This window comes from Pseudonocardia zijingensis (assembly GCF_042657305.1).
GTDB classification, from domain to species: domain Bacteria; phylum Actinomycetota; class Actinomycetes; order Mycobacteriales; family Pseudonocardiaceae; genus Pseudonocardia; species Pseudonocardia zijingensis.
In genome coordinates this window covers 115990-136502 of sequence record NZ_JBHSKO010000027.1, presented here as the reverse complement: position 1 = coordinate 136502, position 20513 = coordinate 115990, and the positions used below count along the sequence as shown (strand labels likewise).

The 20513-nt window shown below is 73.4% G+C and carries 22 protein-coding genes and 2 pseudogenes; 17 read left to right on the top strand and 7 right to left on the bottom strand.

The window, feature by feature from the left end:
- Nucleotides 1-292 precede the first annotated feature (292 nt).
- The gene (locus ACFPL3_RS35390; protein WP_379590324.1) at nucleotides 293-748 is read right to left on the bottom strand and encodes an Lrp/AsnC family transcriptional regulator; all 456 of its coding nucleotides are present in this window, start codon (nucleotides 746-748) and stop codon (nucleotides 293-295) included.
- A 156-nt stretch (nucleotides 749-904) separates the two neighbouring features.
- Here ACFPL3_RS35390 and ACFPL3_RS35385 point away from each other — a divergent pair, with 156 nt between their 5' ends.
- From ACFPL3_RS35385 to ACFPL3_RS35365, 5 genes are read left to right on the top strand one after another with little or no spacing between them, the layout of a single operon-like run.
- Nucleotides 905-1951, top strand: coding sequence for a thiamine pyrophosphate-dependent dehydrogenase E1 component subunit alpha (locus ACFPL3_RS35385; protein WP_379590322.1), 1047 nt, complete (start codon nucleotides 905-907; stop codon nucleotides 1949-1951).
- Nucleotides 1948-2928 carry an alpha-ketoacid dehydrogenase subunit beta gene (locus ACFPL3_RS35380; RefSeq protein WP_343940837.1) on the top strand — a complete coding sequence of 327 codons (981 nt, stop codon included), beginning with the start codon at nucleotides 1948-1950 and terminating at the stop codon, nucleotides 2926-2928. The genes ACFPL3_RS35385 and ACFPL3_RS35380 overlap by 4 nt, the downstream gene beginning before the upstream one ends.
- Nucleotides 2925-4079, top strand: a complete 1155-nt coding sequence (locus ACFPL3_RS35375) for a dihydrolipoamide acetyltransferase family protein (RefSeq protein ID WP_343940836.1) — start codon at nucleotides 2925-2927, stop codon at nucleotides 4077-4079. The genes ACFPL3_RS35380 and ACFPL3_RS35375 overlap by 4 nt, the downstream gene beginning before the upstream one ends.
- A 30-nt stretch (nucleotides 4080-4109) precedes the next feature.
- A complete protein-coding gene (locus ACFPL3_RS35370; protein WP_343940835.1) occupies nucleotides 4110-4622 on the top strand; it encodes a gamma carbonic anhydrase family protein in 513 nt (170 codons plus the stop codon).
- Nucleotides 4619-5674 (top strand): endonuclease/exonuclease/phosphatase family protein, encoded by a 1056-nt coding sequence (locus ACFPL3_RS35365; RefSeq protein WP_343940834.1) that lies wholly within the window; start codon nucleotides 4619-4621, stop codon nucleotides 5672-5674. Before ACFPL3_RS35370 ends, ACFPL3_RS35365 begins: the two co-directional genes overlap by 4 nt.
- A gap of 88 nt (nucleotides 5675-5762) precedes the next feature.
- Here the strand turns inward: ACFPL3_RS35365 and ACFPL3_RS35360 are convergent.
- A pseudogene (locus ACFPL3_RS35360) lies at nucleotides 5763-5894 on the bottom strand (hypothetical protein); the annotation flags it as partial.
- Between the two features lie 92 nt (nucleotides 5895-5986).
- Here ACFPL3_RS35360 and ACFPL3_RS35355 point away from each other — a divergent pair.
- Nucleotides 5987-6908: pseudogene (locus ACFPL3_RS35355) on the top strand (aldehyde dehydrogenase family protein).
- Nucleotides 6909-6959: 51 nt separating this feature from the next.
- On the opposite strand, the gene ACFPL3_RS35350 reads toward ACFPL3_RS35355, so the two are convergent.
- Nucleotides 6960-7139 carry a hypothetical protein gene (locus tag ACFPL3_RS35350; RefSeq protein ID WP_343940833.1) on the bottom strand — a complete coding sequence of 60 codons (180 nt, stop codon included), beginning with the start codon at nucleotides 7137-7139 and terminating at the stop codon, nucleotides 6960-6962.
- Between the two features lie 334 nt (nucleotides 7140-7473).
- Between ACFPL3_RS35350 and ACFPL3_RS35345 the strand changes: the two genes are divergently transcribed.
- The 7 genes from ACFPL3_RS35345 to ACFPL3_RS35315 all read left to right on the top strand — a co-directional run bounded on the left by ACFPL3_RS35345 (nucleotide 7474) and on the right by ACFPL3_RS35315 (nucleotide 14056).
- A complete protein-coding gene (locus tag ACFPL3_RS35345; protein ID WP_343940832.1) occupies nucleotides 7474-8262 on the top strand; it encodes an ABC transporter permease in 789 nt (262 codons plus the stop codon).
- On the top strand, nucleotides 8259-9047 hold the full coding sequence (locus ACFPL3_RS35340; protein ID WP_343940831.1) for an ABC transporter permease: 789 nt from the start codon (nucleotides 8259-8261) through the stop codon (nucleotides 9045-9047). Before ACFPL3_RS35345 ends, ACFPL3_RS35340 begins: the two co-directional genes overlap by 4 nt.
- Nucleotides 9031-9795 (top strand): ABC transporter ATP-binding protein, encoded by a 765-nt coding sequence (locus ACFPL3_RS35335; RefSeq protein WP_343940830.1) that lies wholly within the window; start codon nucleotides 9031-9033, stop codon nucleotides 9793-9795. The genes ACFPL3_RS35340 and ACFPL3_RS35335 overlap by 17 nt, the downstream gene beginning before the upstream one ends.
- Complete coding sequence (locus ACFPL3_RS35330; RefSeq protein WP_343940829.1) at nucleotides 9792-10745, top strand: ABC transporter substrate-binding protein; 954 nt, start codon at nucleotides 9792-9794, stop codon at nucleotides 10743-10745. Before ACFPL3_RS35335 ends, ACFPL3_RS35330 begins: the two co-directional genes overlap by 4 nt.
- Before the next feature lie 82 nt (nucleotides 10746-10827).
- Entirely contained in the window at nucleotides 10828-12090 is a 1263-nt protein-coding gene (locus tag ACFPL3_RS35325) for an FAD-dependent oxidoreductase (protein WP_343940828.1), read from the top strand.
- Nucleotides 12087-13187: a cupin domain-containing protein gene (locus ACFPL3_RS35320; protein WP_343940827.1), complete on the top strand. Its 1101-nt coding sequence runs from the start codon at nucleotides 12087-12089 to the stop codon at nucleotides 13185-13187. Before ACFPL3_RS35325 ends, ACFPL3_RS35320 begins: the two co-directional genes overlap by 4 nt.
- Nucleotides 13184-14056 carry a fumarylacetoacetate hydrolase family protein gene (locus ACFPL3_RS35315; protein WP_343940826.1) on the top strand — a complete coding sequence of 291 codons (873 nt, stop codon included), beginning with the start codon at nucleotides 13184-13186 and terminating at the stop codon, nucleotides 14054-14056. The genes ACFPL3_RS35320 and ACFPL3_RS35315 overlap by 4 nt, the downstream gene beginning before the upstream one ends.
- A gap of 1031 nt (nucleotides 14057-15087) precedes the next feature.
- On the opposite strand, the gene ACFPL3_RS35310 is transcribed toward ACFPL3_RS35315, so the two are convergent.
- Nucleotides 15088-15705 (bottom strand): TetR/AcrR family transcriptional regulator, encoded by a 618-nt coding sequence (locus ACFPL3_RS35310; RefSeq protein ID WP_343940825.1) that lies wholly within the window; start codon nucleotides 15703-15705, stop codon nucleotides 15088-15090.
- Nucleotides 15706-15776: 71 nt separating this feature from the next.
- Here ACFPL3_RS35310 and ACFPL3_RS35305 point away from each other — a divergent pair, with 71 nt between their 5' ends.
- Nucleotides 15777-16673 carry a formylglycine-generating enzyme family protein gene (locus ACFPL3_RS35305; protein WP_343940824.1) on the top strand — a complete coding sequence of 299 codons (897 nt, stop codon included), beginning with the start codon at nucleotides 15777-15779 and terminating at the stop codon, nucleotides 16671-16673.
- On the opposite strand, the gene ACFPL3_RS35300 is transcribed toward ACFPL3_RS35305, so the two are convergent.
- Genes ACFPL3_RS35300 through folP form a run of 3 tightly spaced genes read right to left on the bottom strand, consistent with a single transcriptional unit; the run spans nucleotide 16660 to nucleotide 18610 of the window.
- Entirely contained in the window at nucleotides 16660-16941 is a 282-nt protein-coding gene (locus tag ACFPL3_RS35300) for a YggT family protein (protein ID WP_343940823.1), read from the bottom strand. The genes ACFPL3_RS35305 and ACFPL3_RS35300 overlap by 14 nt on opposite strands.
- A gap of 59 nt (nucleotides 16942-17000) precedes the next feature.
- Nucleotides 17001-17735, bottom strand: a complete 735-nt coding sequence (locus ACFPL3_RS35295; protein WP_343940822.1) for a dihydrofolate reductase family protein — start codon at nucleotides 17733-17735, stop codon at nucleotides 17001-17003.
- On the bottom strand, nucleotides 17735-18610 hold the full coding sequence (gene folP / locus ACFPL3_RS35290) for a dihydropteroate synthase (RefSeq protein WP_343940821.1): 876 nt from the start codon (nucleotides 18608-18610) through the stop codon (nucleotides 17735-17737). Before folP ends, ACFPL3_RS35295 begins: the two co-directional genes overlap by 1 nt.
- A gap of 210 nt (nucleotides 18611-18820) precedes the next feature.
- On the opposite strand from folP, the gene ACFPL3_RS35285 reads away from it, so the two are divergent.
- From ACFPL3_RS35285 to ACFPL3_RS35275, 3 genes are all read left to right on the top strand, one after another.
- Nucleotides 18821-19207, top strand: coding sequence for an SCO5389 family protein (locus ACFPL3_RS35285; RefSeq protein WP_343940820.1), 387 nt, complete (start codon nucleotides 18821-18823; stop codon nucleotides 19205-19207).
- A gap of 140 nt (nucleotides 19208-19347) precedes the next feature.
- On the top strand, nucleotides 19348-19968 hold the full coding sequence (locus ACFPL3_RS35280; RefSeq protein WP_343940819.1) for a hypothetical protein: 621 nt from the start codon (nucleotides 19348-19350) through the stop codon (nucleotides 19966-19968).
- A gap of 55 nt (nucleotides 19969-20023) precedes the next feature.
- Nucleotides 20024-20509, top strand: a complete 486-nt coding sequence (locus tag ACFPL3_RS35275) for a hypothetical protein (RefSeq protein WP_343940818.1) — start codon at nucleotides 20024-20026, stop codon at nucleotides 20507-20509.
- Nucleotides 20510-20513: the final 4 nt, after the last annotated feature.

The following is a 20513-nucleotide window of genomic DNA, read 5'->3' as shown; positions in this document are numbered from 1 at the left end:
CACAGGCGAGCCCCGCAGCGGCACGTCCGACGGATCGGAACAAGGACACCACGGTCAGCGGAACGCTGGGTCAGAACGACCGCTGCGGGGCTCACCTACATCCTCACTGCGGAACGCGGCCTGGGTGTGGCGGCGCGATCTCGAGCGCGACGGGGCGAGTATCCGGTGGTCCAGAGCCGGCGGCGTTGTCCACACGCTCGATCTGGGGGCTTGATCAGCGGATTGGCGCGTTTCCCGACGCCAGGTGTCGGAAAACGCGCCCAACTGGTGATCATGGCGCCCGGGTCCCGGCTCAGCCTCCACCCGCGCCGACGTTCTCGACGTCCTCGAAGACGAGGGAGGTGCGGGTGGCGATCACCTCGGGGATGGCCTGGAGCTGGTTCAGCACCACGTCGCGGAGGGCGGCGTTGTCGGCGGCCCGGACCAGGAGGATCACGTCGAACTCGCCTCCGACGAGCGCCATGTGGCGCACCTCGGGGATGGCCTGGAGCCGCGCTTTGAGTTCGCGCCACGAGTTCTGCCGCACGGTGAGGGTGACGTAGGCGGAGGTGCCGAGGCCGATGGCCGCGGGGTCGACGGTGGCGGTGAAGCCGGTGATCGCGCCCGTGGAGGTGAGGCGTTCGAGGCGGGTGTAGGCGTTGGCGCGGGAGATGCGGACCTGTTCGGCGAGGGCGCGGACGGAGAGTCTGCCGTCGCGGCGGAGCGCGTCGATGATGCGGCGGTCGATGTCGTCGAGCTGCACGGCCACCTGTCTCGCCACCACCTGCCGGAAGGGCCGATCCCGGTCGATCGGCTCGGGAGAGCGGAGCATATCGACAGTTCGTCTCGATCTTCGCGCTCCAGCTGGTGATCTGTAGCTGCTGAGCCGGACACTTCGGTCCGAACGTCTCGGGGAGGTGGCGCTGTGTTCCGGCTGATCGACGAGACGGGAGCGGTGGTCGGGGACGCCGCCGCCCTGCCCGCCCCGGACGTGCTGCTCGACGGGTACCGCGCGCTCGTGCTCGCCCGACGCCTCAACGAGCAGGCGGGGGCGCTGGTACGGCAGGGCCGCCTCGCGGTCTACCCGTCCTCGCGCGGGCAGGAGGCCTGCCAGGTGACCGCGGCGGCGGTGCTGGCCGAGACGGACTGGCTGTTCCCCACCTACCGCGACGTCGCCGCGATCGCGGCCCGCGGCGTGGATCCCGTCGACGTGCTCGTGATGCTGCGCGGCGACTGGCACTGCGGCTACGACCCGATCGCCACGAGGGTGGCGCCGCAGGCCACGCCGCTGGCCACGCAGCTGCCGCACGCGGTCGGGGTGGGGCAGGCGGCCCGGTTGAAGGGCGAGGACACGGTGGTCATGGCCCTGTGCGGGGACGGTGCCACGAGCGAGGGCGGCTTCCACGAGGCCCTGAACTTCGCCGCCGTGTTCGCGGCGCCGGTGGTCTTCCTCGTGCAGAACAACAAGTACGCGATCTCGGTGCCGCTCGCGCGGCAGACGGCGGCGGAGTCACTGGCCGCGAAGGGCGCCGGGTACGGGGTGCCGGGTGTCCAGGTGGACGGCAACGACCTCGCGGCGCTCACGGTGGTGCTGACGGAGGCTGTCGCCCGGGCCCGCCGCGGCGACGGGCCGACGCTGGTGGAGGCCGACACCTACCGGATCGAGCCGCACACGAACGCCGACGACCCGAGCCGCTACCGCTCCGAGGACGAGGTGGAGCGGTGGCGCCCGCGCGATCCCCTGCTGCGGCTGCGGGCGCACCTCACCGCCACCGGGGTGCTCACGCCCGAGCTGGAGGCCGAGTTCGCCGCGGCCGCGGAGGAGATGGCCGCCCACGTCCGCGCCGGGACGGGGGCGGACGCCGCCCTCGACTCGGCCGAGCTGTTCGCCCACGTGTACGCCACGCCGACGCCGCAGTTGCGCGAGCAGGCCGCGCTGCTGGCGGCGGAGCTGGACGGGGTCCGGTCATGAGCGAGAAGCCGACGATGATCCAGGCGCTCAACCGCGCGTTGCGCGACGCGATGGCCGCCGACGACTCGGTGGTGGTGTTCGGCGAGGACGTCGGCCCGCTCGGCGGGGTCTTCCGGGTCACCGACGGGCTCGCGGCCGAGTTCGGCGGGACCCGCTGCTTCGACACACCGCTGGCCGAGGCGGGGATCGTCGGGACGGCCGTCGGGATGGCGATGAACGGCTTGCGCCCGGTGGTCGAGATGCAGTTCGACGCGTTCGCGTTCCCGGCGTTCGAGCAGATCGTCAGCCACGTCGCGAAGCTGGGGAACCGCACGCGGGGGCGAGTGCGGCTGCCGATGGTGATCCGGATCCCGTACGGCGGGGGCATCGGCGGCGTGGAGCACCACTGCGACAGCTCGGAGGCCTACTACGCGCACACCCCAGGCCTGCTCGTGGTCACGCCGGCCACGAACAGCGACGCGTACGGGCTGCTGCGGGCCGCGATCGAGCACCCGGACCCGGTGGTGTTCCTCGAGCCGAAGCGGCAGTACTTCACACGCGAGGAGCTCGATCTGCACGCGGTGCCGCCGATCGGGCGTGCCGTGGTGCGCCGGGAGGGGCGGGACGCCACGCTGATCGCGTACGGGCCGACGGTGCCGGTGGCGCTGGCTGCGGCCGAGCAGGCCGCTGCGGAGGGCCGGGACCTCGAGGTGGTCGACCTCCGCTCGATCGTGCCCTTCGACGACGAGACGGTGATGGCCGCCGTGCGCCGCACCGGGCGCGCCGTCGTGGTGGCGGAGGCACCGGGCTTCGCCTCGGTCGCCTCGGAGATCGCGGCGCGGGTGGGCGAGCGCTGCTTCCACCACCTGGAGGCCCCGGTCCGCCGCGTCACCGGGTTCGACATCCCCTATCCCCCACCGCGGCTGGAACGCCACCACCTGCCGGGTGTGGACCGCATCCTCGACGCCGTCGACGACCTGCAGTGGGAGTACGCGTGACCGCGACCGTCTTCACGTTGCCCGACCTCGGCGAGGGCCTCACCGAGGCCGAGCTCGTCACGTGGCTGGTGCGCCCCGGCGACACGGTGGCCGTCGACGCGCCGGTGGCCGAGGTCGAGACCGCCAAGGCGCGTGTGGAGGTGCCCGCGCCGGTGGCCGGGGTCGTCGCCGAGCTGCACGGGGCGGAGGGCGCGACGATCCCGGTGGGGGCCCCGTTGATCACGTTCAAGGAGGAGCAGGGGTCGGGCAACGTGCTCGTCGGCTACGGCACCACCCCGGCGCCGGAGCGTCGCCGGGTCGCCTCCCCGGTGGTGCGGCAGCTGGCGCGGCGGGCGGGCCTCGACCCGGCCACGCTCGTGGGCACCGGGCCCGACGGCCTGCTCACCCGCTCCGACGTGGAGCGGGCGATCGCAGCCCGCAGGACACCGGAGACAGAGGACGTCGACCGCCGCACCGGTCTCCCGATCCGCACCCGCGAGCCGCTCACCGGCGTGCGCGGCCAGGTCGCCCGCACGCTGGCCCGCAGCCGCGCCGAGATCCCCGAGGCCACCACCTGGGTGGACGTCGACGCCACGGCGCTGCTCGCGCTGCGGGAGGACATGCGCGACGGCGACTGGCGGCCGGGGGTCATCGCCCTGCTCGCAAGGTTCGTCGTGGCCGGGCTGCACCGGTTCCCGGCGCTGAACTCGCGGGTGGACGTCGAGCGCGAGGAGGTGGTGCAGCTCGACGGGGTCAACCTCGGGATCGCCGCCCAGACCGACCGCGGGCTGGTCGTCCCGGCGGTCCGCGGGGCCGACCGGCTGAGCATCCGCGACCTGGACGCCGAGATCCGCAGGCTCACCGCAGCCGCCCGGGAGGGCACCGCGACGGCGGCAGAGCTGTCCTGCGGCTCGTTCACGCTGAACAACTACGGCGTGTTCGGCGTGGACGGCAGCGCGGCGATCATCAACCACCCCGAGGCCGCGATCCTCGGCATCGGGCGGATCCACCCGCGCCCGTGGGTCGTGGACGGCGAGGTGGTGCCGCGGCAGATCACGCAGCTGTCGCTCGTGTTCGACCACCGGGTCTGCGACGGCGGCGTCGCGGGCGGGTTCCTGCGCTTCGTGGCCGACGCCGTGGAACGGCCGGTGCGCGCCCTCGCCGACCTCTGAGCGTTCCGGGCCCTGGTGGATGATCGGGGGATGGCTCTGATCTCCCTCGGTGACCGCACGCCCGACGTCGCCCCATCGGCCTGGGTCGCGGACACGGCGACGATCGTCGGCGACGTCACCGTCGGCGCCGGCTCCGCTGTCTTCTACAGCGCGGTGCTGCGTGCGGACCTGGAGTCCGTGACCGTCGGCACCGACAGCAACATCCAGGACGGCGCGGTCCTGCACGCCGACCCCGGCTTCCCGGCCCGGCTCGGCGACGAGGTCAGCGTCGGGCACGGCGCGGTGCTGCACGGCTGCACGGTGGAGGACGGCTGCCTCATCGGCATGAACGCCACCGTCCTCAACGGCGCGGTCATCGGCGAGGGATCGCTCGTCGCGGCGAACGCGCTCGTGCCGGAGGGCACGGTGGTGCCACCGCGGTCGCTGGTGGCGGGGGTGCCGGGGAAGGTGCGCCGCGAACTCACCGACGAGGAGGTGGAGCGCTGCCGCGGCAACGCCGCGATCTACCGGCGGCTGGCCGAGGTGCATCGGGCGGCCGGGTGAGACACCGCTGGCCGGCGCTGCTGTTCGTGGCGGTCGTGGTCGTGCTGGCGTTGCCCGACCTGGTCGGGCTCGACCGGTTCACCCCGCTGGCGCAGCTGGTGGCGCTGCGCCCGTACCTGCTGGGCGGGCTGGCGCTGCTCGCGGCGGCCCTGCTGGTGCTGGCGCGCTGGGTGCGCGGCGCCGCGGTCGCGGCCGCGGGCGTCACCGCGGTGCTGCTGGTGGCCGCCGCGATGGTGGTCCCGCGCGCGATGCCGACGCCGGCCCCGGAGGGCGGGCGGACGCTCACGGTGGCCGCGTTCAACACCTACAGCGGCGGGGCGGACGTGCCCGCGGTGGCGGCGCTGATCCGCGAGGAGCGCCCGGACCTGGTGTCGCTCGTGGAGGCGAGCACCACGTTCCGGGCCAAGCTCGCGCCGCTGGTGGAGCCGCTGGGCTACCACCTCGTCACGGCGGTCGGGGAGCCGACCGGCGACCTGGGCGGGGTCACGGCGGTGGTCGCCGACCACCTCGGTGCCGTGCGCGCGAGCACGTACACGGCCACGCCGTTCCCCCGCGTCGAGCTGGAGGGCGGCGGGCTCGGCGACCTGCGGTTCGTCGCGTTCCACACGCTCGCGCCGCGGCGCGGCGACGTGGCGCAGTGGCTCTCGGACGTGAGCCTCGTGGCGCAGTGGTGCGCGGGACCGCAGCCGGCGATCGTCGCAGGCGACTTCAACGCGACGCTGGACCACTCGGTGTTCCGGTCGGCGATCGCGGGCTGCGGGGACGCGGCGGCCCAGCGCGGCCAGGGCCTGACCCCGACCTGGCCCACGTGGCTGCCGGACTGGCTCGGGCCGCAGATCGACCACGTGCTGGCCACCGACGGGATCGTGGCGGAATGGTTCGCGGTGCGGGACGTCCGGGGCAGCGACCACCGGGCGGTGCTCACCCGCCTGCGGATCCCCGACGGTGTCCTTCCACCCGGCGCCGGCTCCCGAGGCCGGCGATCCCCTCGAGGTGGGTGTGGATCTCGCTCACCTCGACCGGGTCGTCGACGAGGATCCCGCGCTCGATGAGGTGGTCGGCGAGCAGCTCGCCGACGTTGCGGATGTGCGCGGTCATCGCGTCGCGGGCGGTACGCGGGTTGCGGTTGCGCATCGCCCGCAGCAGCGGCAGGTGGTCCTCGGGCGCGGCCTCGGCCCACCCGGTGACCGACGACCACGCCCGGAACGGGGCGTGGCGGATCGTCAACCGCAGCAGCCAGCGCAGCTTGTGCGCCCGGGCGGCCTGGTTGATCAGCGTGTGCAGCTCCCACTCGATGCGCTCGGCGGCCTCGTCCTCGCCAAGCGCCAGGACGAGATCGCCGAGACGATCTCCACGGAGATGGGGTGCCCGCTGCGGATCTCCACCAGGATCCAGGCGGCGCTCCCGCAGACCCGCTGCACCAGATCACCTGCAAGCTCGCGCCCGCGCTCGCCGCCGGGTGCACCGTCGTGGTCAAGCCGAGCGAGATCGCGCCGTACGTCGCGTACCTGCTGTTCGACGTGCTGCACGAGGCGGGGCTGCCCGACGGCGTCGTCAACCTCGTCACCGGCTACGGCCCCACGGTCGGCGAGGCGCTCGCCGCGCACCCCGGCATCGACGCGGTCTCGTTCACCGGTTCGGTGCGGGCAGGCAGCCGTGAAGGTCGGCGTGGCGAACGCGTTCTTGAACGGCGGGCAGAACTGCACGGCGTGGACACGGATGCTCGTGCACGCCGACCGGTACGACGAGGCCGTCGAGCCGGCCGCGTCGATCGCGGCCGGCTACACCCCCGGCGACCCGCTGGACCCGGCCACGAAGCTGGGGCCGCTGGTGTCGGCGGCGCAGCGCGAACGCGTGCGCGGCTACATCCGGACCGGGGTCGAGGAGGGCGCGCGCGTGGTCACCGGGGGCGCGGAGCTCCCGGCCGGGGCCGAGCGCGGCTACTACGTCGCGCCGACGGTGCTCGCCGACGTCGAGCCGAACGCCACCGTCGCCCAGGAGGAGATCTTCGGCCCGGTGCTCTCGGTGATCCGCTACACCGACGAGGAGGAGGCCCTGGAGATCGCGAACAACTCGCAGTACGGCCTCGCCGGGGCGGTCTGGTCGGCCGACCAGGACCGGGCCCTGGCCTTTGCGCGCCGCGGGCGGACCGGCTCGATCGACGTCAACGGCGGCCGCTACAACCCGCTCGCGCCGTTCGGCGGGTACAAGCGATCGGGCATCGGGCGGGAGATGGGCACGGCCGGGCTGGAGGCGTTCCTCGAGACGAAGGCGATCCAGATCTGAGAGGGCGCCGCCGCGGTGGGTTCCGCGGAACCTGATCCCGACCGCGTGCGCTCACCGCTCCCACGGCGGTGACGCGCGGTCGGCGTTCTCCGGGTCCGGGATGAGCGACGTGGCCTCGACGCCGCCGTCATCCCGGACGTCGGAGACCATGAACCGCAGCTCGCCGCCGCCGTCGGGAAGCGCGATGCGGATGATGTCGCCGGCTTCGAAGGCGTGCTCGTCGTCTCCCACGTGCCGCTCCTCAGAGGTCGGTCATGCCCATCCAGCGCGCGAACCCGGCCAGGGTGTCAGTGCGGCGCCGAGTCCCGCACGCCGGGGCCACCGCCGGACCGAGGAGCAGTCCCTCGCCGAGCGCGGGACTGCCCGCCCGGTACAGGGGTCTGCGCCCGCGAAACGGGAGACTCGCCGCCCCTGAGGAGCGCGAGTCTCCCCTTTCGCGGGGCGAGTCTCCCGTCTCACCGTGCGAGGTGATTCGACATAGCAGAACTTCACCGTCCGGCGATAGCGCTCTGCGCGTCACCGGGGTTACCGTCCTCACGCCCGCCGCCCGAGGGAGGACGACCAGGTGCAGTTGATTCCGGCGATCTCGCGCGGGCGCGGTCTCGGCCTCGCCGGGGTCGTCGGGGTGACGGCCCTCCTGGAGGTCGTGGTCCGCACCGGCCTGCTGCCGCAGGCGTGGTTCCCGCCGCCGTCGCGGATCCTCCCGGCGTTCGGGGAGATCGTGGCGGCCGGCGAGCTGTTCGGGCCGCTCGGCCAGACGTTGCAGGGCTGGGTGCTCGGCATCCTCGCCGCGGCGGCGGTGGGGGTGCCGCTGGGCGTGCTCATCGGGTCGTGGCCGCTCACCCACCGGCTCACCCGGTTCACGCTCGAGTTCCTGCGGCCGATCCCGCCGGTGGCGCTCATCCCGGCCGCGGTGCTGATCTTCGGGTCGGACCTCGAGATGAAGGTCTTCCTCATCGCCTTCGGGGCGTTCTGGCCGGTGCTGCTGCAGACGGTCTACGGCGTGCACGACGTCGACCCGACCGCCCGCGACGCCGCGCGCTGCTACGGGCTGGGGCCGCGGGCCGTGCTGGTGCGGATCACGCTGCCCAGCGCGCTGCCCCATCTCGCCACGGGGCTGCGGATCGCGTCGGCCATCGGGCTGATCCTGGCGGTCACCAGCGAGATCGTGGTCGGGGCGCCGGGTCTCGGGGTGCGCATCACCGACGCGCAGTCGGCCGGGGGCGCCGAGGACGTCATGTACGCCTGGATCCTCGCGGCCGGGCTCCTCGGGTGGGCGCTGAACGGGGCGCTGCACGCCGCCGAGCGCCGCGTCCTGCACTGGCACCCGTCCTACCGGGGAGGTGTGCGGTGATCCGCGCCCGGCTCGCCGACGCGGCGCTCGCGCTCGCGCTGCCCGTCCTGCTGCTCGCCGCCTACGACGGGTGGGCGCGCACGGCCGGGAACTTCTTCTTCCCGCCGCTGTCGGAGATCGGGGCCACCTTCGCCGCCGAGTGGCTGTTCACGCGGGTGCCCACGGACCTGCTCCCGAGCGTCGGGCGCATGCTCGCGGGCTACGCGCTCGCCGTGGCGATCGGCGTGGCGCTCGGCACGCTGCTCGGGCTGTCGCGCACCCTGTCGCGGGCGCTGGACCCGGTGCTGCAGTTCCTGCGCGCCCTCCCCCCACCGGCGCTCATCCCCGTGTCACTGCTGGTGTTCGGGGCGGGCGACGGCGCGAAGGTCTTCCTGATCGTGCTGGGCGCGGTGTGGCCGGTGCTGCTCAACACCGTCGACGGCGTGCGCGGCGTGGACGCGACGGCGCTGGACATGGCCCGCTCCTACCGCGTGCCCGCACACGCGCGACTGACCAGGCTGATCCTGCCCGCTGCGCTCCCGCGGATCCTCGCCGGCGCCCGCACCGCCCTCGCGATCGCGATCATCCTGATGGTCGTCAGCGAGCTGGTGGGGGCCGACAACGGCGTCGGCTACACGGTGCAGCTGGCCCAGCGCGGCTTCGACATCCCGGAGATGTGGGCGGGCACCGTGCTGCTCGGCCTGCTCGGGTTCGGCTGCAACGCGATCTTCGTCGCCGTCGAGCGGCGCGTCCTGCACTGGCATCTCGCAGTCACCGGAAGGGCCACCCATGCTCGACGTCCGTGAGCTGACCAAGTCCTACGACGGCGTCCCCGCCGTGGCCGACCTGACGTTCACGGTGGCCGAGCACGAGTTCGTCTGCATCGTCGGCTCGTCGGGCTGTGGCAAGACGACGATGCTGCGCTGCCTGTCCGGGCTCGTCGCGCCGACGTCGGGGGAGGTCACCCTGGACGGCACTCCGATCGACGGGCCGCCGCCGGACATGGCGTACGTGTTCCAGGACTACAGCCGCTCGCTGCTGCCGTGGATGACGGTGGCGGGCAACGTGGCGTTCCCGCTGCCCTACAAGGGCCTGTCGAAGGCGGACGCGGCGGCCGCCACCGCCGAGGCGCTCGACGCCGTGGGCCTGGGCGACCGCGGCGACGCCTACCCGTGGCAGCTGTCGGGCGGCATGCAGCAGCGGGTGGCGATCGCGCGGGCGCTCGCCTACCAGCCGCGGATCCTGCTGATGGACGAGCCGTTCGCGTCGGTGGACGCGCAGACCCGCGCCGACCTCGAGGACCTGCTGCTCGACATCTGGCGCCGCTACCGGATCACGATCCTGTTCGTCACCCACGACATCGACGAGGCCGTGTACCTCTCCCAGCGCGTGCTCGTGCTCCACCGGCCCGCGCACGTGCACGAGGTCGTGGAGATCGACCTGCCCGCCGACCGCGACCAGCTCACCACCAAGCGGCTCCCCGAGTTCGGCGAGCTGCGCACCCGCGTGCTGTCCAGCCTGCGCGCACCCGACCCCGCCGGAGTGACCCCATGAAGACCTGGCTCGGCATCGTCGCCGCCCTCGCCCTGCTCACCGCCGCCTGCTCCGGCGGGTCGGGCCCCGAGCAGGGGGCGGACGGCCTGACGAAACTGCGGATCGCGGAGACCGCGGGCGCGCCGCTCAACTTCCTCACCTATGGCGACGAGCAGGGCTTCTTCGCCCAGAACGGCATCGACCTGGAGATCACCTCGTCGTCGGGCGGCGCGACGGTGATCCCGCAGCTGGTGAGCGGCGACCTCGACGCCGCGGGCTCGAACGTCGTGTCCGGACTCATCGCGATCCAGCAGGGCCTGCCGATCCAGATGGTGGCGGCGGGCACGAGCACGTCGGAGGACCCCGCCCAGGACTTCTCCGCGCTGATGGTGAAGCCCGACAGCCCTGCGCAGAGCATCGCCGACCTGGCCGGGCAGCGGATCGCCGTCAACAGCCTGCGCAACATCAACGACATCGTGCTCGGCAACCAGCTGCAGCAGGCCGGGCTGACCTACGACGCCGTGCAGTTCGTCGAGATCCCGTTCCCGGAGATGGCGCCCGCTGTGGAGCGCGGCGACGTCGCTGCGGCCATGCTGATCGAGCCGTTCATCACGGTCGCCGAGGACCACGGCCTGCGGATCATCGGCCGTCCGTACACGGACCTGCGGCCGGGCCTGCAGATCGGCACCTACCTCATGAACCGCGAGCTGGTGGCGTCCCGGCCGGAGCTGGTGCAGGGCTTCCAGCGGGCGGTGCAGGCCACGGCGGACGCGATCGGGGCCGACCCGGCGGCGTTCCGGGCCGCGCTGCCCCGCATCAGCGAGACCGATCCCGGGCTGGCCGAGCGGGTGCGGATCAACCTGTGGCGGGGGACGACGGACCGTGCGTCGCTGGAGCTCGTGATGGGGCTGATGGTCGATTACGGGCTGCTGGAGGCGCCGGTCGACCTCGACGCGGTCGTCGTGGGATAGCGCCGAGTCGAGATCGTTCGACATGACGGAACTCTGGCCGACTAGCTTCTCCACAGATGGAATTCCTCCTAGCCTCGACCGCATGCACTGGCACACCGCCACCGCAGCGCCGGTGAGCCGGGACCGGCCGATCGCCGTGATCGGAGCCGGGCCCGTCGGGATGACCGCCGCGGCCGCACTGGCCGCCGCCGACCTGCCCGTCGTCCTCGTCGAGCTCACGCCGAGCCCCCGGCCGGACTGGCGGGCGAGCACGTTCCACGCCGCCACGCTGGAGCTGCTCGAGACGATCGGGATCACCGGCCAGATGCACGCCGAGGGGCTGGTGGTGCCGACCTACCAGTTCCGCGACCGCCGCGACGGGCTGGTGGCGGAGTTCGACTTCGGGCTGCTCGCCGACGAGACCCGCTTCCCGTACCGGCTGCAGCTCAACCAGCAGCACCTCGTGCGGATGCTCGCCGACCGGCTCGCGGGCGACGACCGGGTGCGGATGCGGTTCGGCACCCGCCTGACCGGGCTGGAGATCGAGCCGGACGGGGTGCGGCTCGCCGTGGACGGCCCGGACGGCGCCGACGAGATCCGCGCGGCGTACGCCATCGGCGCGGATGGGCCGCGCAGCACGGTGCGCTCGGCCCTCGGCGTCGCGTTCGACGGGTTCACCTACCCGGAGCGGTTCGCGATCACGAGCACGCCGGTGGACCTGCAGGAGCTCGTGCCCGACCTCGGCCACGTCAACTACGTCGCCGACCCCGAGGAGTGGCTGTTCATCCTGCGCACGCCCGAGTCCTGGCGGGTGGTGTGGCCGGTGCCCGCGAGCTACTCCGCCGACGAGGCGAGCGACCCGGAGCGGCTGCAGCACCGGCTGCAGGGCGTGGCCCCCTACGAGCCCGGCTACCCGGTGATCGACCACCAGGTCTACGGCGTGCACCAGCGGGTGGCGTCGGCCTTCCGCGTGGGCCCGGTGCTGCTCGCGGGCGACGCCGCGCACATCAACTCCCCGATCGGCGGGGTCGGGCTGAACTCCGGCATCCACGACGCGATGGACGCCGTCCGCCGCCTCGCGCGCATCGCCGCGGGCGACGGCGTCGACGTGGAGGCGGAGCTCTCGGAGTACGACCGGATCCGCCGAACGGTGGCGGTGGAGTACGTCCAGGCCGACACTCAACGCAACACCGACCGGCTGCGCGAGACCGACGATGCCGTGCGCCGCCGGAACCAGGAGGAGATGCGGGCCATCGCCACCGACCCGGAACGGGCCAGGGTGTACATCAGGCGTGTGTCGCTGCTGGAGAGCGTGCGGCGGTTCGGGATCGGCACGCCACCGATCGAACGGGAGGAAGCACGATGACGACCCACGTGGACACCGAGCTGCAGGAGCTGTACCGCGACCTCGACGCCGTCGACCTGCAGCCGCTCTGGACGATCACCGAGCAGCTGCTCACGCCCACGCCGCGGCCGCGGTCGGTGCCGTGGCTGTGGTCGGCCGCCACGATGAAGCCCCTCGCGCGCCGCGCGATCCGGCTCGTGCCGGTCGAGCGGGGCGGCGAGCGTCGTGTGCTCAGCCTGCGCAACCCCGGCCTGGGTGGCCTGCCCTACGCGGTGGGCACCCTGTGGGGCGCGATGCAGTGCCTCGGCGGCAACGAGACCGCGCCCGCCCACCGCCACTCCCCCGGCGCCATCCGGTTCGTGCTGGAGGGCGAGGGCGTCTACACCACCGTGAACGGCGACGCCTGCGACATGCACCCCGGCGACCTGGTGCTCACGCCGTCGATGAACTGGCACGACCACGTCAACAGCGGCGACGGGGAGATGTTCTGGTTCGACGGGCTGGACCTGCCGATGGTGGCCGCCCTCGACAGCATCTTCTTCGAGCCCTACCCCGGGCCCGGGGAGAACCAGCCCGAGCCGGCCGAGCACAACGCGTCCGAGCAGGCCTACGCGGGCGGCACCCGCTACGCCGACGGCGCCGTGACCGACGCGCTGAGCCCTACCCACTCGAAGCTGATGATCTACCGGTGGGCCGACACCAGGGCGCAGCTCGACCGGCTGGCAGCGGCCTCGGACGAGCCGCTGCTGTCCGTCGAGTACGCCGACCCGGAGACCGGCGCGAGCGTCATGCCCACGCTCGCCTGCTCCGCGCAGCGGATCCGCGGGCGGAGCCTGCCCGTGCGCCACACAGGCAACGCCGTGCACGTCGTGTTCTCCGGCCACGGCTCGTCGGTGATCGAGGGGCAGCGATTCGACTGGGGACCCGGCGACATGTTCGCCGTGCCGTCGTGGGCGGCGGCCGAGCACCACTCCGACGAGTCGGCCGAGGTGTTCGTGCTCTCCGACGCGCCCGTGCTGCGCGCGCTCGGCCTCTACCGGGAGGAGACGCTCCCGGCCGCCCAGACCGTCACGTCCGTGTTCACGCCCCGGTCGGACCGCACCGAGGAGACGCAGTGAAGCTCGCCCTCTTCGACGACAACCGCCTCGGGGTCGTCACCGCCGACGGCGAGCGGATCGTCGACGTCACCGGCGCGCTGCCGGGCCCGCACGACCCGGACCCGCTCACCGCGGGCTGGTGGCGCGCCCTGTGCCGGGACTTCGCCACGCTGTCCGGCGCCCTGCGCGCCGCCGCCGAGTCCGGGCCGGCGCGGCCGGTGGCCGACGTCGCCCTGCGTGCCCCCGTGCTCGCGCCGTCGAAGGTGGTGGCGGCAGCGATGAACTACGGCGAGCACGTCACCGAGATGCACGAGGTGCAGGAGCGCACGCTCGGGGGCGTCGAGGCCTGGATGATGAACTTCGACGTGTTCCTCAAGTCGCCCTCGTCGATCGTCGGGCCCGGCGCCACCGTGACGCTCCCGCCCGACGCGGTGGCCGCGGGCCACGAGGTGCACCACGAGTCGGAGCTGGTGGTGGTGATCGGCAACGGCGGGAAGGACATCCCGGTCGAGAAGGCCATGGACGCCGTGCTCGGGTTCACGGCGGGCCTCGACATCACCGTCCGCAGCCCGGCCGACCGCTCCCGCCGCAAGAGCTACGACGGGTTCAGCCCGCTCGGCCCGTGGATCGTCACCACCGACGAGATCGGCGACGGCTCCGACCTGGACATCCGGCTGACGTGCGGGGACGCGGTCCGCCAGGAGGTCAACACCCGCGACATGATCACGCCGGTGCCCGCGATCGTGGCCTACGCGTCCTCGGTGATGCCGCTCCTGCCCGGCGACGTGCTGTTCACCGGCGCCCCGCCCGGCGTCGGGCCGATCGCGGCCGGCGAGCGGCTGGACATGACGATCGGCCGGATCGGGTCGATGTCGGTGACCATCGCCTGAGCGATCGTCAGCGCCGCGAGCAGCGCCGTGACGCCTGCCGTCGCCCCGAACGCGGTCCACGTGGCGGCGTCGGGGTGCACGAACGACTGTCCGCGCAGCGCCTGCCACGCGGTGGTGGCGAAGAAGCCCGTGTAGCCGAGGATCACCACGCCGGTCAGCCGGGCGCGCACCCGCTCGCCGCGCAGCCACGCGACGCGGCCGGCGAGGGCGGTGAGCACCAGCGCGGCGAGCACGAAGACCTGCACGGCGTGCAGGCCGATGAAGTGCGGCACGCGCAGGTCGCCGCCCTGGGTGCTCCAGTTGGTGATCGGCATGCCGCCGCCGTCGGGCACGCCGACGCCGTGGGCGCCGCCGAGCGTGACCGGACGGCCGTAGGCGTCCTCGACGGTGCGGTGGCCCTCGTCCGAGCCCGCGATGAAGAACGCCACGCCCATCCCGATCGTGGCCAGCCCGATCCCGGCGCGCAGCGACCAGGTGAGCGCCCGGTCGCCCACCCGCTGGAACAGCTGTATCACGGCGATCACCAGGCTCACCCCGAACAGCCCGATCACGCCGGACGCGAAGACCTGCTGGCCGATCGCGTTGACCGGGTCGGTGTTCGCGTTGAAGTGGCTGTACGTGCCGCGGGCGGCCTGCAGGGCGATGAACCCGACGTCGACGATCCCGGTGACGGCGAAGGCGTTGCCCAGCGCCCACATCGTGCGCCGCGCCCGCCGCAGGAGCGGGAGCATCCACGCGAGCGTCGCCCCGTAGATCACGAACGACAGCCCGAACTTGAACGGCTTCGCCCAGATCGACTCGTGCAGCAGCTGCCGGTCGTCGACGACGAGGCCGACTCCTGCGGCCAGGACGAGGCAGGCCATCGCGGCCACCATGATCATCAGTGGCCGGTGCCACTGCCGGACGTCGGGAACGGTGACGGACAAGGGATCCCCCAGCGAGAACGGTGTGCGACCAGCACCGATGCTCGTCCGGCGGGGCCTGCGGATCACTGGGGTGCGCAGGCGTCCAGGGGTGGGGAATGCCCCCGGTCAGCGCCCGAGGCGGCCGACCACCAGCGCGAGCTGCTCGGCGTAGCGCTCCACCACCTCGGGTGAGCGGGCGTCGCCGCCGAGCAGGCCGCGCGCCAGGTGCGGGTAGACGGCGAGGGCGTTCGCCGCGCTCGTGAGGATCAGGTGCAACGCCGCGGGGTCGAACGCCTCGTCGATCTCGCCCGTCTCCCGGCGCTCGCGGATCACCTCGACCTCGTGCCGCAGCCGCTCGGCCCGCTCGCGGGCCTCCGCGCCGTCGTCCGCCCCCGTGTCGGCGAGCCCCTCCCAGGCCAGCAGGCGCCCCTGCAGGTCCTGCACGCTCGCGCGCACGTAGCGCCGCACCGCCTCGGCGAACGGGAGGTCGTCGGGCACGGCCTCGGCCTCGTGGGCGCGCCACCGGCGGCCCACCTCGCGGTACAGGCCTTCCTTGCCGTCGAAGTAGTAGGCGATGAGCTGCTGGTTCACCCCGGCGCGCGTGGCGATGCCGGACACCCGCGCACCGGCGAAGCCCTTCGCCGCGAACTCGGCGGTGGCGGCGTCGAGGATGCGCGCCTTGGTGCGCTCGGGGTCGCGCCGGCGCTCGTGCGGAGTGGGCGCCCGGCGACCTCTGCTCGTCACCCGCGGGATTCTGCCATCCGGGGCGGTGCGCACCGGGGACGTAGGCTCCGGGCCGAGGAGGTCGATCGCACGTGTCATCCTGCTGTCCCCCGGCCCGCCCCGGCGCCGAGGCCCTCGACCGCGGCCCGGTCGCCGTCGGCACCGCACGGCTCGACGCCATGGTCGAGCTGCCCGGCGGCACGTTCCGCATGGGCACGGACGACCCCGACGGGTTCCCGGACGACCACGAGGGCCCGGTGCGCGAGGTCACGGTGGGCGCGTTCGCGATCGGCGCCCACACCGTCACCAACGCGCTCTTCGCCGAGTTCGTCGACGCCACGGGCTACCGCACCGATGCCGAGCGGTTCGGCTGGTCCTACGTGTTCGCGAAGTTCCTGCCCGGCCACCTGCGCCGTTCCTCCCCGCGCCTGGAGCAGACGCCGTGGTGGTGCGGGGTCGAAGGCGCACAGTGGCGCCACCCCGAGGGCCCCGGCAGCGACCTCGACGGCCGCGCCGACCACCCCGTGGTGCACGTGTCCTGGCACGACGCCACGGCCTTCTGCACGTGGGCGGGCGCGCGCCTGCCCACCGAGGCCGAGTGGGAATACGCGGCGCGCGGCGGGCTCGACCAGGCCCGCTACCCGTGGGGCGACGAGCTGACCCCCGGCGGCGAGCACCGCTGCAACATCTGGCAGGGCCGCTTCCCCACCCACGACGCTGCGGAGGACGGCTGGTCCGGCACCGCCCCGGTGCACGCGTTCGAACCCAACGGCTTCGGCCTGTACAACGCGGCGGGCAACGTGTGGGAGTGGTGCGCCGACTGGTTCGACGCGTCCGAGCGCAACCGCGCGATGCGCGGGGGTTCCTACCTGTGCCACGACTCCTACTGCAACCGCTACCGCGTGGCGGCGCGCACGGCCAACACCCCCGACAGCTCGAGCGGCAACCTCGGGTTCCGCGTGGTGGCCGGCGGCGTCAGAGCCAGATGACGACCTGACGCAGCAGCACCACCGCGAGGAAGACCACGATCAGCGCCAGGTCGATCCCGATGGAGCCGGCCCGGATCGGCGGCAGCACCCGGCGCACCGGGGCGACCACCGGCTCGGTGATCGCGTGGGTGACCCGGACCGCGGTGCGCCGCCACTCGGGTTCCGGGCCCGACGACAGCGCCGCGACCCAGTCCACCACCACCCGTGCGATCAGCACGATCTGGAACAGCAGCAGCACCGTGCCGAGCAGTGCACCGATCCCGGTCATCCCGGTCTCCCTCCCTCGCCCGACCGGAGAACGACCGACGGGTGCGCAAAGTGTCCGGATCAGCGGCGCACGCCGTAGCGCAGCATCAGCGTGTCGTCCTCGGCCACCACCGATAGCAGCTCCAGCCGCGCCGGGTCGATGTCGGCTCCGGTGGCGATCCGGCTCGCGGAGCCCGCCACCAGCAGCGGGGACACGGTGAGCCGCAGCTCGTCGACCACGCCCGCGGCGAGCAGCGAACCGAACAGCTGCGCGCCGCCCTCGCAGTCGACGTGCTCCAGGCCCCGCGCGGCGAGCTCGTCCACGGCGAGACGCAGGTCGACCTCCCGCTCGCCCGCCACCACGACGGTGGCCCCCGCCGCGGCCCACGCCGCGCGCTTGTGCTCCGGCGCCGCCTCGGTGGTGATCACGTAGGTGGGCACGGCCGCCTCGGTGACCACCGGGGCGTCCGCGGGCAGCCCGCCGGTGGTGACCACCGCCGTGGGCGGGACGGGGGCGAGCCCGTGCCGGGCCCGGCGCGCGGCCGTCTCCCCGTCCGGGTGCACCCCGCGGAACCCCTCGACCATCGCGGTGGTCGACCCCACCAGCAGGACGTCGGCCAGGTCGCTGCCCAGGCGCAGCACGCGCCGGTCGGGCTCGTTGGACAGCCCCCGCGCCAACCCGTCCAGCGCGACCGCGCCGTCGGCGCTCGCCACGAAGTTGACCGCGAGCCACCGGCCCTCCGGGTACCGGTAGAGCCGCTCGAGCGCCTCGTCGTCGAGCTCCCCCGCGTCGCGGGGCGGCCAGATCCGGTGCATCAGGCGATCCACTCCGACGGCCGCGCCGGTGGCCTCCCGTCGAAGACGCTCGCCACCATCTCCAGGGCGTGGCGGGTGGGCTCCACCTCGTGGGCGCGGAACACCCGGGCGCCGGCCTGGGCGGCGATCGTGGTGGCCGCGAGCGTGCCTGCGAGGCGCTGCTCGAGCCCCACCCCGAGCGTCTCGCCGACGAACGTCTTGTTGGACAGCGCCATCAGCACCGGCCGGCCGGTGGCGACGAACCGCGGCACCCCGCGCAGCAGCGCGAGGTGGTCGGTGGTGTTCTTGCCGAACCCGGTGCCGTCGATGAGGATGCCCTCCCGCGGCACGCCCCTGGCCTCGGCGAGCTCGGCGAGCGCCAGGGTGTGGTCCAGCACGGCGGACACGACGTCGTCGTACTCGGGGCGGACCGGCACCGACCGCGGCTCCCGCCCGCCGGTGTGGGTGCACACGTACCCGGCGCCGTACTCCGCGGCGACGTCGATCAGCTTCTGGTCGAAGCCCGCCCATGCGTCGTTGAGCAGGTCGGCGCCCGCCCGGCACGCCGCGGCGCCGACCTCGTGCCGCCACGTGTCGATGCTGATGATCACATCCGGGTACTGCTCGCGGATGTACTCGACCGTGGGCACGACGCGGCGGATCTCCTCCTCGGCGTCCACGTCGTCGCCGGGGCTCGCCGCCACGCCGCCGATGTCGATCATGTCGGCGCCCTCGGCCACGGCCTTGCGGATCGCCGCCTTGGCGGGCTCGTCGGCGAACGTGGCTCCGCGGTCGTAGAAGGAGTCGGGGGTGCGGTTGACGATCGCCATGACCAGGGCGCGGTCGCCCACCGGCCTGCGCCCACGTATCACCAGGTCGCTCGCCGCCTCGCCCATCCGCACCGCTCCCGATCTCCGGCGCCCCTGCGGCGCACCCGCGAGCGACTCTACGTTCCGGGCGGCCCCAGGGTGCGCGGCCGCGCCGCCGCACACGGCCACGTGCGAATTCATGCATATCGAAAGAGGACCCCTGATCGGGTGTTTCCGCATCCTGCCCGACGCCGTAGCGTTTGCCCGCGTCCGGTTCACTCGAGCTCGGGAGGTTCGGTGTCACTGACAGTTCCGAAAGCCTTGCTGGAGAAGGCGCAACAAGGGACGGTCGAGGACGAAGAATTCGTGTCCTGCATCCGCGATTCCCTACCCTACGCGTGGGGAATGGTGGAGCGGCTGGCGAAGGAACTGGAGGCGAGCGGCGCTCCGTCGGCGCAGAACCTGGAGGTACCCCCGGACGAACGCTCGTGGGGTGAGGTCTTCCGACTGGTCGGGAGCGACTCCATGCGCGGCGCGGTGCAGCGCCACTTCGGCGTGCGGCTGGCATTCCAGAACTGCTGCCGGGTCGGATTGTTCCGGCCGGACGCCACGGCGGAGTACGAAGAATTCATCTCGCCACGCGCACAGCTGTTGAACCAGAAGCCGGAACTGCTCAACTGCTGAGAACACGCGCGCTGCGTGCGGTCCGCGCACGCAGCGCGCCCTCTCTCCGCTGCCACCGCCCACAGAAGAGCTGCCGTTCGGTCTAACGTGCAGGTGCACGTGCGCGTAGTATGCACGTCACTGTGGGTGAGGAGCGGGCGATGGCGGAGCGTGCGTTCGACCGGTTCGCCGTGCGCGCGCTCGAAGCACTCGGCACCCGCCTGTGGGGATTCCCGCCCCGGCTGATGCGCCCGATCGTCTCCCAGCTCGGGGCGCTGCGCGCGCTCGGCTGGTTCGTGCAGAACATGCCGCGCTACGAGCGCACCCGCACCACGCTCGGCCCGCTGCGCACCCACCTGGCCTGCGCGCTCATCTCGCTGCACAACGGCTGCCAGTACTGCGCGTTCGGGCACCTGCACGCGGTGGAGCTGGTCTACCTCCAGCAACGCGGCAAGCTCTTCCCGCTCGACGCCGCCCACGACGTGCCCCGGTGGGCCGGGCTGCCCGCCGCCGAGCTGCGCAGGCGGATGGTCGAGTTGCTGCAGCAGGCCGACCTGCACGGCGAGGTGCTCTGGGTCGACCGCACGCTGGCGCTGGTCGGCGGCACCCAACGCGCCGTCGACGCTCCGGAGTCCCGCATCGCCCACCTCGTCTCGATGTTCCGCGTGCTCAACGACGTCGGCATCGCGGGCGCGGTCGAACCCGACGAGGCGCACGACCCGCTCAACAAGGACACCGGCCTCAAGGCGCGGCTGCGGGCGCTGCGCGGCTCGCCCGCCTGACGTGTCGCCGTGGTCCGTTCGGTGGGCCGGACGGCGATACGGCACCCTGTGACCCGTGCCTCGCAGGTCAGCCCCGACTCCCAGCCTCTCGCGCTACTGGAACCGCTACGTCGGCCACTGCGCGGGTTCCGTCTCCCGCTTCCGCCGGATCACGGGAGCGCTCCCGGCCGGGCCGGCGCGCACGTGGCTCGGGGAGATCGCGCACCGGCTCGACGTCGAGCTCGACGCCGTGCGCAGGCTGGCGATCGTCGGCGACTCGATCGAACCGGCGTGGTTCCGGGTGCGCGAGGAACCGGCCAAGCGCATCGCGCTGCGCCTGGAGGCCGCGCGCACGGCGTTCGCCGACGCCGTGTCGCAGGCGGCCGAGGTGGCCGAGCAGGTGGCCCTGGACCCCGCCCACAGCGACGTGCGCGCCCATCTGGAGGTGCTGAGCCGCCAGGCGTCCCAGCTGGCCCTGACCCCGGCCCCGGCCGACCCGGAGCCGGAGCCCTCCCGCACGTCGGTGCGGCGGCGCCTGGTGGGCCGCCGCAGGCAGCCCTGAGCGT